This is a genomic window from Subtercola lobariae (genome assembly GCF_014640255.1).
GTDB classification, from domain to species: domain Bacteria; phylum Actinomycetota; class Actinomycetes; order Actinomycetales; family Microbacteriaceae; genus Subtercola; species Subtercola lobariae.
Genome location: NZ_BMGP01000006.1, coordinates 85177 through 97336, shown reverse-complemented (window position 1 = coordinate 97336; position 12160 = coordinate 85177). Strand labels below are relative to the sequence as shown.

Annotated in this window: 13 protein-coding genes; 6 read left to right on the top strand and 7 right to left on the bottom strand. The window is 66.0% G+C overall.

The features are described 5' to 3' along the window. The first annotated feature begins 30 nt into the window (after positions 1-30). The 4 genes from IEX24_RS15610 to IEX24_RS15595 all read left to right on the top strand — a co-directional run bounded on the left by IEX24_RS15610 (position 31) and on the right by IEX24_RS15595 (position 4309). A complete protein-coding gene (locus tag IEX24_RS15610; RefSeq protein ID WP_188679893.1) occupies positions 31-543 on the top strand; it encodes a MarR family winged helix-turn-helix transcriptional regulator in 513 nt (170 codons plus the stop codon). Between the two features lie 81 nt (positions 544-624). Then, positions 625-1209, top strand: coding sequence for an isochorismatase family protein (locus IEX24_RS15605; protein WP_188679891.1), 585 nt, complete (start codon positions 625-627; stop codon positions 1207-1209). Continuing rightward, positions 1206-2738 carry an MFS transporter gene (locus IEX24_RS15600; RefSeq protein WP_188679889.1) on the top strand — a complete coding sequence of 511 codons (1533 nt, stop codon included), beginning with the start codon at positions 1206-1208 and terminating at the stop codon, positions 2736-2738. The genes IEX24_RS15605 and IEX24_RS15600 overlap by 4 nt, the downstream gene beginning before the upstream one ends. A gap of 161 nt (positions 2739-2899) precedes the next feature. After that, positions 2900-4309, top strand: a complete 1410-nt coding sequence (locus tag IEX24_RS15595) for a lactonase family protein (RefSeq protein WP_188679887.1) — start codon at positions 2900-2902, stop codon at positions 4307-4309. Between the two features lie 25 nt (positions 4310-4334). Here the strand turns inward: IEX24_RS15595 and IEX24_RS15590 are convergent, their stop codons facing one another. From IEX24_RS15590 to IEX24_RS15575, 4 genes are all read right to left on the bottom strand, one after another. Continuing rightward, entirely contained in the window at positions 4335-5462 is a 1128-nt protein-coding gene (locus IEX24_RS15590) for a choice-of-anchor D domain-containing protein (RefSeq protein WP_188679885.1), read from the bottom strand. Between the two features lie 117 nt (positions 5463-5579). Next, positions 5580-7214, bottom strand: coding sequence for a hypothetical protein (locus IEX24_RS15585; protein WP_188679883.1), 1635 nt, complete (start codon positions 7212-7214; stop codon positions 5580-5582). Between the two features lie 137 nt (positions 7215-7351). Next, positions 7352-8056: an SDR family oxidoreductase gene (locus IEX24_RS15580; RefSeq protein WP_188679881.1), complete on the bottom strand. Its 705-nt coding sequence runs from the start codon at positions 8054-8056 to the stop codon at positions 7352-7354. Positions 8057-8135: 79 nt separating this feature from the next. Continuing rightward, complete coding sequence (locus tag IEX24_RS15575) at positions 8136-8378, bottom strand: hypothetical protein (RefSeq protein ID WP_188679879.1); 243 nt, start codon at positions 8376-8378, stop codon at positions 8136-8138. A 60-nt stretch (positions 8379-8438) separates the two neighbouring features. Here IEX24_RS15575 and IEX24_RS15570 point away from each other — a divergent pair, with 60 nt between their 5' ends. Together IEX24_RS15570 and IEX24_RS15565 are read left to right on the top strand one after the other, a co-directional pair. After that, positions 8439-8906, top strand: a complete 468-nt coding sequence (locus IEX24_RS15570; RefSeq protein WP_188679877.1) for a MarR family winged helix-turn-helix transcriptional regulator — start codon at positions 8439-8441, stop codon at positions 8904-8906. Positions 8907-9022: 116 nt separating this feature from the next. Beyond that, entirely contained in the window at positions 9023-9466 is a 444-nt protein-coding gene (locus IEX24_RS15565; RefSeq protein ID WP_188679875.1) for an SRPBCC family protein, read from the top strand. A gap of 82 nt (positions 9467-9548) precedes the next feature. On the opposite strand, the gene IEX24_RS15560 is transcribed toward IEX24_RS15565, so the two are convergent. The 3 genes from IEX24_RS15560 to IEX24_RS15550 form a co-directional block, all read right to left on the bottom strand. Beyond that, complete coding sequence (locus IEX24_RS15560) at positions 9549-10604, bottom strand: LPXTG cell wall anchor domain-containing protein (protein ID WP_188679873.1); 1056 nt, start codon at positions 10602-10604, stop codon at positions 9549-9551. 307 nt (positions 10605-10911) lie between these two features. Continuing rightward, positions 10912-11280, bottom strand: a complete 369-nt coding sequence (locus IEX24_RS15555; RefSeq protein ID WP_188679871.1) for a TraR/DksA family transcriptional regulator — start codon at positions 11278-11280, stop codon at positions 10912-10914. A gap of 49 nt (positions 11281-11329) precedes the next feature. Further along, positions 11330-12106, bottom strand: coding sequence for an HAD-IIB family hydrolase (locus IEX24_RS15550; protein ID WP_188679870.1), 777 nt, complete (start codon positions 12104-12106; stop codon positions 11330-11332). Between the last annotated feature and the right edge of the window lie 54 nt (positions 12107-12160).

The window sequence follows — 12160 nt, the reverse complement described above, 5'->3', positions numbered from 1 at the left end:
GTCACCTGAATAGATGCTACGATGGTTCGCATGAGTCAATTATCGAGCGAGCCAAACGCGGATGCCGCGCTCCCGAGCTCGACTCTGGCCGCGAGCCCGGGCACGATTCCGGCCACTGGCCTGACCCCGAGCCTCGCCGCCGATCTCCGCACCGTGCTCGGCCAGCTCACCCGCCGACTTCGCGAACAGTCCAACAGCGGCGACTTCACCCACTCGCAGTCTGCGGTGCTGGTTCAGCTCGAACGCGATGGCCCCACCACCATGAGCGCCCTCGCCCGCACTCAAGGCATGCGCCCGCAGTCGATGTCGACAATCGTCTCAGCGTTGCTCGAGGCGGGAATCGTGGCCGGGGCGCCCGATGCGAACGACCGACGCAAGACGCTGCTCTCGCTCACCAACTTCGCGCGAAACCAAATCGCTGCCGGCAGACTCGCGAAAGAAGACTGGTTGCTTCGCGCCATCAGCACCACGCTCTCGCCCGATGAGCAAGAACACCTCGTCACGAGCATCCCCGTGTTGCGGAGGCTCGCGCAGTCACTGTGACCCCTCGGCCAGCACCGACAGGCCCACCCAAACCTCCAACCCCCGAATTCCCCTCAGCACCCGAACCCAAGGAGCACCACCATGCCTGTGACCACCCTCGACCGCCGCACCGCCCTGATCGTCATCGACCTGCAGCAGGGAGTCGTCGCCTTAGATGTCGTTCATCCCGTGGCCGACATCGTCGCCCGCGCGGTCACGCTCGCTGACGCGTTTCGTGAGCACAGCCTTCCCGTCGTTCTCGTCACTGTGACGGGTCGGCCGTCAGGGCGCACCGACCGCAATCAGGGTGCCGCACCGACCGTGAGCCTGGCAGCCCAGCTTCCGGCCGGCTGGGCAGACCTCGTGCCCGAGTTGACTCCGCAGCATGACGACCTACTCATCACCAAACAGACCGGCAGCGCCTTCCCGAACACCGGGCTCGACACGGCGCTCAAAGCTCAGGGCGTGACGCAGGTCGTGGTCGTCGGAATCTCCACCAGCAACGGCGTCGAGTCGACGGCCCGCTCGGCGTACGAGTTGGGCTACAACGTCACGGTCGCCGTGGATGCTGTGACCGACGCCAGCGCAGACCATCACGATCACTCCCTCAGCACCGCCCTGCCGCGCTTCGCCGAGACCGGCACCACAGACGAGATCATCGCCCTGCTCGCCAGCACCCGCTCATGAGTGCGCCCGGCACCCCCGCGGAGCCGGCCACCCCGACCCCTTCAGCCGCAACACCGCCCGGCGGCGGTACGTCGGCCGCGCCCAGCCCAGCCATAACCGCGGCGTCGGCCCCGCCCGCCCCGGCCTCCCCGCCCACCCCGACCACCTCGCCCACACCCCCGCCATGGGCGGCGAAACCGTTCAGCGCCCGCTTCACCGCACCACTGCTGCTGGGCTCCACGCTCAACCCCATCAACTCGTCGATGCTCGCCACCGGCCTGGTGGCCATCGGTCTCGACTTTCACACCGGCCCCGGCCAAACCGCAACACTCATCTCGGTGCTCTACCTCTGCAGCGCCATCATGCAGCCGACCATGGGCAAACTGTCGACCCTGTTCGGGCCGCGCCGCGTGTTTCTCTCGGGCATCCTGATTCTGCTCGCGGCCGGCATCATTGGCGCGACCGCCCCCTCGTTCGGGTTTCTCGTGGTGTCGCGGGCGCTCATCGGCATCGGAACCTCTGCGGCCTACCCCACCGCGATGTCGCTGGTGCGAAAGCGTGCAGACAGCGTTGCAATGGGCGTGCCGACGCGCGTGCTCGGCAATTTCTCTATCGCGTCGCAGATCACAGTGGTGTTCGGGCTGCCGCTCGGCGGCGTGCTGGCGGGCGCGTTCGGCTGGCGAGCGCTGTTCTTCGTGAACATTCCCCTCGCGCTGGTGACGTTCGTGCTCACGCTCATCGGCGTGGCGAAAGACGAGCCGGTGCAGCGCAAGGGCCGACTGAAGGTGTTGTTCGCACTTGATCTGCCGGGCATCCTGCTGTTCGCAGCGTCTATCACAAGCCTGCTGATCTTCTTGGGCAGCCTGGCTGCGCCCATCTGGTGGCTGCTGCCGGTTGTCGTTGTGCTGCTCGCGGGCCTCATCGTGTGGGAACGTCGCGCAGCCAGCCCCTTGGTCGACGTGCGGATGCTCGGGGCCAACCGCCCGCTGCAGAGAACGTACATTCGGCAGACCTTGGTCGCCCTCGGAACATACTCCACCCTCTACGGCACCAGCCAGTGGATGGAGCAGAGCCGTCACCTCGACCCGACCTCCGTTGGACTCATTCTGTTGCCGCTTTCGGGCCTCAGCATCGTTATCGCTCGCGTCGTGTCGGGGCGCGGATGGATTCGCTGGCCCCTCATTCTGGGTAGCGTCGCCCTGCTCGCAGCGGCGGGCGTGATGTTCACCATCACGAGCGAGGCGAGCATTCTCGTGCTGATCGGCATGTCGTTGCTGTTCGGGTTCATGAACGGATTCAGCGGCTTCGCCAACCAAGCAGCCCTCTACACCCAGGCTCCGGCCGCTGAAATCGCAGTGGCATCAGGGCTTTACCGAACGTTCGCCTACATCGGCGCCATCTTCTCGTCGAGCCTCATCACCATCACGTTCGGTTCGGCGGCAACGGATGCCGGGTTCCACACCCTGGCCTGGGTGATGGCCGGCATCGGTGTCGTCGTGCTGCTCTTGACGGTGTTCGACCGTGCCATTCCGCGGGTCGCCGCGAAGTAGCCGCGCCGGCCGTGCTGCCGTGCGCTGCCTCTCTGCCTCGCTGCGACTTTGCCGCTCTGCCGCTTTGCTGCCCGGCCATTCGGCCGCTTTGCCGCCTCGGCTCCGACGTTCGCAGACGGCCCGCTTCGGAGCACGGGCGCGGTGCCTGGCAGACTGACGGTATGACTTCAGCACGCACGCTCTGGGTTGCGACCTACACCACCGACTCGGGGCGCGACGGTGTGGGTATCGGCGCGGTGCGCTTCGTCGACGGCTCGGTTGCGTCTGGGGGCGCCGGTGGTGGCGTGCAGGATGCACGCGTCACGAATTCAGGCGAGGTCGGTGCAGGCGAGGTCGGTGCAGACCTGGGGGGTGCAGACCTGGGGGGTGCAGACCTGGGGGGTGCAGCCGCGGCCGACGGCGAGCAGGGCGATGCCGCGCGGGTGGAGTGGCTTGGGCGCGCAGTGGATGCTCCATCGCCATCGTTTGTGGCCGTGCATCCCACCCTCCCGGTGGTCTACGCCGTGGCCGAACGTGCCCAAACCGTGGCGGCGTTCCGCTCGGTCGACGACGTCGACGGCGTGCCACAGCTCGAGCCGCTGGGCTCGGCGTGGCCGGCGGGGGAGGCCGTCTGCCACGTGGCTGTCGATAACCTCGGGCGCTTCGTCACGGCCACCTGCTGGGGCGACGGCCGAGTGCTGCTCTACGAACTCGCGTCAGACGGCGCGCTCATCTCGCGCTTCGAGGGTGCCCCGGCAGCCGACCCGCACGCGGAGTCCGCTGCCGCCGAAGCCGACACCCAAGGCATGCTCGCCCGAACCGGCTTCGCCCCGCGAACCAGTCGCGCCCATTGCAGCCTGATGCTGCCCGACGGTCGCATCATGACCACCGATCTCGGTTTCGACCTGGTTCGCGTCTGGAGCTACACCCCCGGCACCGGCCTCGTGCTCGACCACGAAATCGTGCTGCCGTTCTGGTCGGGCCCGCGCCACCTCATCGCGCACCCCAACGGAACGGTGCTGATCATCACCGAATACTCCGTCGAGGTCGTTGTGCTCGCGCCCGGCGCACCCGCCGTTACCTCGATGCTCCCGGCCGCAGCTGAAGCTGGCGCTCGGCCGGCACGCGTGGCTTCGATGCCCGCCTCGCCCAACGGTGAATCGGCGTCTGGGTCAGCGATCTTCGGCGTCGCGCAGGTCAGCCCTCCGACACTGCGTGAATCGGCGTCTGCGGCAGCGATCTTCGGCGTCGCGCAAATCGGCCCTGCGACGGCCCGTGGCGCGCAACCCTTCGACGCGGGCGCCGAAATCGCGCTCTCCACCGACGCTGCCTTCATGTACGTCACCGTTCGGGGGTCGAATAGCGTCTCGACGCTGCGAGTGGATGATCGGGGCCGCGTGCATCCGCTCGCCGACGTTTCAAGCGGAGGAGACTGGCCGCGGCACCACCTCGTACTCGGCCACTCCCTGCTCATCGCCCACGAACGATCGAGTCAGCTCACCCTCTTCACCCTCGACCCGGCTACCGGCCTGCCGACGGGCCCCACCCAGCAACTCGCCGTCGAGGCCCCCACCGGCCTAGCCGTAGCCTGAAGGCGCCGCTGCCTAGTGGCGCTGCCTAGCGGCGCGCCCGGCGAGCGAAGCGCGGGTACGCAATGCCGAACAGGATGCCGACCACTCCGAGGCCAGTGATTGCGGCCGCGAGCATCACCGGCTGCTGTGCCGCAAGACCGGTGCTCGCGAGCTCGCCCGTGCTGAGGTTGTTCGACCCGCCCGACCCTCCGGTCGTTCCGGTAGTGCCACCCGTTCCGGTAGTGCCGCCGGTTCCCGTGGTTCCGCCCGTTCCGGTAGTGCCCCCGGTGGGAGTGGGAGTGGGAGTGGGAGTTGGCGTCGTGACCGGGTCGGTTGCCGCCCCCACGAGGTCGAGATCTTCGATGACGCTCGGTGGCTCCGGGTCAGCCGACACTTGGGTACCGACGATGTGCACCGTCGCGTCGAGCGACCCGCTCTCGGTCGGCACGTACGCGATGTCGAAGGTGGCCGATTCTCCCGGCTTGTACACCGCCCCCAGATCTCCGAATGACGAGTTCGAAATGACTACGCTCGTGACCGGAGCCCCGGCATGATCGCGCACACTGACGCCACTGTTCACGAATCGCAGCGGAATGATTCCGTCATTCGTCAGCGTCACCGTTCGTTTCAGCGAGTCGCCCGTGGTCAGTGTTCCGAAGTCGACCGCGCTGCCACCGCCCGAGTTCGAGATCGCGAAGTGCGCTGGGTCAGTGGCGTTTGATGTGCCCTTGAAGCTCAGTACTCGCGTGAGGGGAGTGGCGGTGTGGTCTGCGTCGGTTGCCGTGAGCGTGATGTCTTTCTGCGAGACCGTGCCTGCAGCGGGAGCCGTGTAGGTGACTTGAAAGCTCACAATTGCGTTGTGTGCGATTCGTGTCGTGGGGCTGAACATGATGTTGCTCGCCGCGAAGGGAGCAGCGAGAGTGGCGAGTTGCGAGCCGTCGATGAACACGTCATCATCGCCGTCATTGATGATGTCGAACGTCTGAGTTCGCACCGTGCCCTGTTTCACCACGCCGAAGTCGGGCATGCCGGAGGCGAGCTGAACGTCGAACGGGGTTGCCGCTTGGGCAGGAGCCGCGATGCCGACGGCGCCCGCCATGACGCCGAGAACGGCGAGCGCGAGCGCCGCGCGGCGACCGGCCCGTGCAGGGGTGGGGGAATGCTGAAGCACCATCGAGAATCCGCCTTGTGTTCGTGACGTCGAAGGGCCAGGCACAGGTGCCACACCCTTTACTGAGCATCAGTCACGATAGCTTAAAGGCGAATATTACTCAAACCCGTGTCTAAGTCGTCACTTCATGGGTGGCGCGGCGGGAGGCTCGTCGCCAGAAATAACCTCGGTCGGCGCCTCCGATTTTGCGGCAGCGTTACGCGGCGCGACTTCGGGCGTGGCCTCTACGATCACGAGCGTGTCCGCGGCACCAGCCGCCGAACCGGCTGCCGAGACCTCAGCTGCCGAAGCCTCAGCTGCCGCAGCCTCAGCTGCCGAAGCGTCAGCCGCCGCGACAGACGCCGCCTCCTCCGAAACCGCCGCCGCAGAAGCCTCCTCCGGCGTCAGTTTCTCCGGCGACACGATCTCATCCACCGGCCGCTGCACCAGCTCCACCACGATGAGCACGATCACGGCACCGAACAGCGTCCAGAACGTACCGGCCGGCGTAATGGGCCTGGTCAGCAGAATGATGGCCGCCCCGATGACCGCAACCGCGGCCCGAATGGCGTACCGCAGCTTGTAGACCCATTCGCCGAAGCGCCCGGTCGTGAACCCGCGGTGCGCCGCCGCACCCCGCAACCACGCCGCACCAGACCCCGCCAGTGCCCGAGCCGCCCGCGGAAAGCGGTACGGCCCCGCGAGCCACGCCACCACGGCAATCACAATCGCAAGAATCGCTATCGACGTGGCACTGCTCGAAACGAGCGCGAGAATGTGCGTGTACAACGTGTCTGCGACGTCGCTGGGTATGTACGCGGGAGAGACGGCCCCGATGAAGATCAGATGCCCCACCCCGACCCCGGCGACCGTCAGAAACATCGCGAGGGCCAAAGCCACTGCGGCCCAGATGAGCGCGAGCGAACGCCGCCGAGCCACGAGCACGCCCGCCACCAAGAACAGCAGCGCGATCCACGGCAGCCATGCGCCAACGGCGATCGCCAGGTTGTAGCCGAGCTGCGCCTGCACCACAGAGTCCGACTGCGCAATGACGATGGTCTGATTGATCTCGGGAATATTCGCCGCGAACGTGACCCCCTTCGACACCAGCACCTGTTTCACCTGGTCGATGATCGGCCCGAGCGCAATGCCCACCTCACCGTTGCCGTTGATGGTCAGCGCGGCATTCGGGTCGTTCTGCATCGCGGCGATGAGCTGATTGTGACTCGTCGTGAGTGCCTGCCGCCACACCTCGGCGAACGCATCTGACTGAACGAAGGCACTCACCGCGTTCGTCATGACGCTCCGGATGCCGTTGGCCGCCACTCCCTTGAACGAATTCAATGCCGTGGTCGCCGCCGGCCCCAACCCGAGCCCGGCTATCGAGTCGAACACGTCACTGGTCAGCTTGTCGATGTCGATGTGGTTGTCGATGGCCGCCACGACCTCCGTGGTGACGTACGACTGAACGGCAGGATCCTTGGCAAGCGGTGCAAACGTGTCGACGAAGGTGGTCGTGTCTGCGAGCTGTAGTTTGGCCCAGTTGGCCACGATGGCCACCGGCGCGAGCAGCGTTCCGATCAGAATGAGGGCGGTGGCCAGTACCGTCCAGCCTCGGCCACGCGGTTTGTGCGGCTTGGGCGAAGAGGCCGACCCCGTGGCATCCGGAACCGCGGCCTGCACAGACACGTTCTGCAACTCGTCGCGCAACCCGGTGTTCTCTGAGCGCAGTTGCTCAACGAGTTGTTCGAGTTGTGCTTTCGTCAGCTGTGCCATGTGTGCCACCCCATTCTGCCCGGAGTCGCGTAGCTGCGTCGGCGCGACTCTCCCACCTGAACGATAGTCTCACCGCGCCCCTTTCGGCTCGGTTCGCGGTGAGACTGAGTTCAATCGAGATGACCGCGAAAACGAGCTCAGGCCGCGGCGAACTGCGGGTAGAGCGCCTCGATGGGGGCGGCGAGACCCTGCTTCACGTCGGCGCTCAGCTGGTCGGCGAGAACTTCGAGTTCGCCCGCTTCGAGCCCGTCATAGGCGGCGGCCACAACGTCTGCGGGGTCGTTCATGGGCGCTTCGATTCCTACGGTCATCGGCGTTTCGGTGTAGCCGAGGTGTAGCCCCACGACCTGGGTGCCTTGCGGCGCCAGCTCGATGCGCAACGAGTTCGTCGCCGACCAGAAGGCGGCCTTCGAAGCGCTGTAGGCGCCCGAGAGGCCGATCCAGCTGAGCACGGAATGAACGTCGACGTAGGCGCCGCCGCCGTTGGCGCCCACCACGGGTGCGAAGGCACGGGCGACGTTCAGCGCGCCGAAGAAGTTGGTCTCCATGATGCGGCGAATCTCGCCGATCTCACCGGTGGCGATGGGCGCGGTTCCGGCTACGCCGGCGTTGTTGATGACGATGGTCGTGTCGCTCGCGGCTGCCGCAGCGGCGGCGACGGATGCCTCGTCGGTCACATCGAGCGCGAGCGGAACGACTCTGGGGTCTGCCCATTCCTTCGGCGTGCGGGCGGTCGCGTAGACCTTTGCGGCCCCGCGAGCGAGGGCCTGGTTCACGAATTCGATGCCCAGACCTCCGTTCGCTCCGGTGACGAGAACGGTTGCGCCTTCGAGGGTTGTCATGGTTGCTCCAAACGGGGTTGAGGGAGGTGCTTCCCCAGCCTCAACGCCCACCTGACTTGGATATTCCCATTCAGCCCGATCAGGCGTGCGGGCAGTAGAGCTGCGTTCGCTCACCCGAGCGATCGACGACGTGCTCAGACATCGGGTTTCCGCAGAGCGGGCACGCGCGGGCGAGGGCCGCCTGGGCCTTCGATTCTGCTGATTCGGTGTCGAAGGGGCCGAGCGGAGGTGGCCCGAGGTACGGAAAGAGGCGGCCATTCAGCCAGTTGCCTACTCCGCCCGACTCTCTGATGGTGCTACGGTGCGTTTTCTTAGTGCGCATACTGTTAGTGTACTAACTAAATGATCGAAGTGGGCGGCGAAGGGCAGATGGAGCGAGACGATGAGTGACGCGCAGGGCGAACAGGGCGCGCACGGCGAGCCGAACATCCTCGCGCTCGAGAACCAGGTGTGCTTCGCCTTGGCGATCGCCGCCCGCAATGTGATCGGGCTCTATCGGCCTTTGCTCGAACCCCTCGGGCTGACCCACCCGCAATACCTCGTGATGCTGGCGCTCTGGCAGCAGAACCCTCGTTCGGTGAAGAATCTCGCCGGGGCCCTCAGCCTCGAGCCGGCCACTCTCTCGCCGCTGCTCAAGCGCCTCGAGGCGGCGGGCTACGTTGCCCGAGAACGCAGCAGCGTCGACGAGCGGATGCTCGACCTCACCCTCACGCCCCGAGGCGCCGCGCTGCGTGAGGTCGCCCTGACTATTCCGCCGCGGGTGGCTTCGGCGCTGAACATGAGCGTGCCCGATCTCGAGCATCTGCGCGGAGTGCTGCACGGGGTGATCGCAGCGACGTCGGCGCGCTGACCCAGGCGCACCCGCGAACTCGAGGTGCAGTGGCGATCGCGCTGACTGGTCACGTCACCCGCTGAATCGCCGTCGTGTTCGGTATATTCGAGCTTCACCCCTTCAGGAGAACGCTCATGACCGACGGCATCACCATCACTCGCACGTTCGCTGCTCCCCGCGAACTGATTTACGCCCTCTGGAGCACCCCCGAGCACTTCTCGGTGTGGTTCGGCACCGAGGCGGTTGCGGTTCCGCTCGAGACGCTCTCGATGGATGTTCGGGTCGGCGGCGCCTGGGCAGCCACCATGCACATTCCTGACGGCCCCATCATCAACTGGGTCGGTGAATACCTCGAGGTCGATCCGCCCGCGCGGCTCGCCTTCACCATGACCGACGACCCCGCGAATGCGGCGCGCGAGCCCGTCACGATCGATCTCGTCGAGGTCGCCGGCGGTACCGAGATGACCATGACGCAGTCGGGCGGCAACCTCACCGAAGAGCAGTACGCGCAGACCATCGTGGGCTACAACTCGTTCTTCGACGTGATGGAGAAGATCATCGCCGAGCAGCAGGAGTAGATCTTTGACGCAACTCCTTCGACTGCCGCCGTCGCACGAAAGAAGTCCCCATTCAAGAACGGGGCCTTCCTTCGAACCAGGCTTAGCTGGTGTGGCGCTTGCGGCGCACCAGTACGAGCACTGCCCCGGCGAGAAGCAGCAAGGCGCTCAGGCCAGCGAGTGCGGTCGCGTCGAGGCCGGTTTCAGCGAGCGTGCCGCTCGCCGAAGTAGCGGCGGTCGTTGTCGGAGTCGTCGGGGTGACGACGACGACGGGTGTGACAGCTGCGGCGGCGAGGGTGAATTCCACTGGCGCGGAGGGTTCGGAGATGATCGCGATCAGGTTGCCGTCGGAATCGAGGGTGACCTCGGTGGCAACGGCGGTGTAGTCATTCGGCTGCAGAGCGAGAGTGACTGTCCAGATGCCCGATGTGGGATCCACCACGATCGGGTCTGTCGGTTTGGCCGGTGCCGCCTTGGCCTTCGCCTGCGCTTTCAGCGCCGCAGTCGGCGCGATGATGAGCGCGATATTCGCGCCGGGCTTACCGGTGCCGGTGAACGTGACAGTGCTGCCCGTGAGTGCCTGACCGTTCGTCGGGCTGGTGATCACCGGTGCCGGGAAGAGGGCAGGAGCCGGTAGCGTGAAGCTGCGGATGACGGTGCCGTGACCCGCGCCGTTCGAAACCTGGTTCACAGAGACGGTCTGGTCAACAGTCGCGTCATCGGCGTACGTTCCCGTCGTTGTCCACGAGCCGTCGGAGACGACAGCATCAGTTGTTCCGGGAATCGGGTCGCCCTTCGAATCGAGCACGTTCACAGTCGAGCCGTCAGCACCCGCGCCACTGAAAACGACAGTGCGTGAATCGAGGGCCTCACCCTCGGTCGGGCTCGTGACCGTGAGACCAAAGTTCGAGGCTGGAAGGTTGAAGGTGCGTTTCACCTGCGGAATACCACTGCCGCCGAGGAGACCGCCGACCTCAATGGTCTGCGATGTAGCCGCGTCGTCAGCGTAGGCCGGCAACGTCACCTGATAGGGAGTGGCAACGCCGGAGTCGCCGGTGACATTGGTGCTACCCAGCACCGTCGTGCCGTCAGCGGCGTACACGATGACCGTCGCGGAACCATCGACCGAACCCGAAACGGTGACGGTTCGCGAATCCACAGTTGAACCCTCGGTCGGGCTCGTCACCGTGAGTCCGGCATCCGCCGCACTAGCCGAACTAGCAGCAAAAAGAGCCCCGCCAACCGCGAGAGACAGAACTACTGGAACAGCCAGCACCTTCCGCCAAGAAAACGTTCGTGACATTGCTTTCCTTAGTACAGAACGAGGAATTACTCCGCTGCGCCGGCGTTTGCCCCATCAAATGGCAAGATTCCCAGGAACCCCCGAAACCTTTACTGAAAGTAACAGCTAAAACTCAGAAACGGTAGGGTTGACAGGCCTAGAAAAAGATGATGCTAGCGGGGTGTCAGGCCAGCCGCGCGCAGGTGATGCAGAGCTCGGCGGCGGGCAGGGCATCCAGTCGGTCGAAGCCGCCGGGCTGACCGCAGCGGATGCACGCCCCATATGAACCCGCGCCGATGCGCGAGGCGGCGCGGTCGAGGGCGGCCGACCCCACCGCGAAGTCGGCGGTCAGACCGCTGAGCCGCGACCACTCCGATGAGAGCGTCGGGCCCTCTGGGTCGTGTTCGTCATCAGCGTCAGAACCGTTACGAGCCGCCCGAACTTCGTCGAGCGTGCCGGCTAAACGAGCTTGTTCGGCGTCGAGCGCCAGCCGCTGCGCCCGGAGGGTGCGTTCGAGCTCGGCGAGCTGGGCATCCGTGAGCGGTTCGGGCATAATCGCCCCAACTGTACGCCGCAAACCGGCGCACAGACCGCGACGGGCGTCAACTCGCGGCGGCGGCCGCCTGCAGCTCGGGAATGAGCTTCTCGAGGTAGGCCGCCGTGTCGTGCCAGCCTTCCACTGCGAAGCACTCCACGCCGAGAGCCTTGACGGGGTAGTCGTTGCCGTCGGGGTCGAGGCGATCGCCCACGAAGAGCATGTCATCGAGCGGGATGCCCGTCATCTCGGCGAGCTTCTTCATGCCGTATGCCTTGTCGATGCCCTGGCGGGTGATGTCGACCGAGGTCGATCCGCCTGAACGCACCTCGAGGTCTGGTAGCTCGGCCTGCGCCGCTTCGCGGAGGGTGTTCTTCTTCTCGCCCGTCGGATCCCACGCGGTCTTCTCGGCGACGGGCGCACTCTGGCCGAGCGCCGAAAACGTGATCTGCGAACCGCGGTCTTCGAGAATGGGCCCCCAGGTCTTCGTCTCCCAGTAGCCGAGTCGGCGGGCGACGCGCTCGACCACTTCGAGCGCGCGGGTCTTCTCGTCGTCGGTGAGGTTCTGGGCGTAGATCTGAGTCCAGGCGTCATCGGTGTAGCGGTAGTACTGGGTGCCGCAGGTGGGCATCAGGTGCAGGCGTTCGAGCGCGGCGTCGCTCGCGCCCTGCAGGTTGTCGATCACCTGCATCTCGAACTGGGCGATCTGTCCACCCGAAATCACGCACACCTCGACGACGCCCAGAAGCCGCACGAGCAGCTCGGCCATTTCGGGGTCGAGGGGCGATTTCGACGGCGCGAGCGTGTCGTCAAGGTCGAAGGCAACGAGGCGGGGAGTTGTCACGTGCGGGGTTTTCCTGTCGGTTGGGCGCCGGATGATCGCGGCGTGCACGGCGGG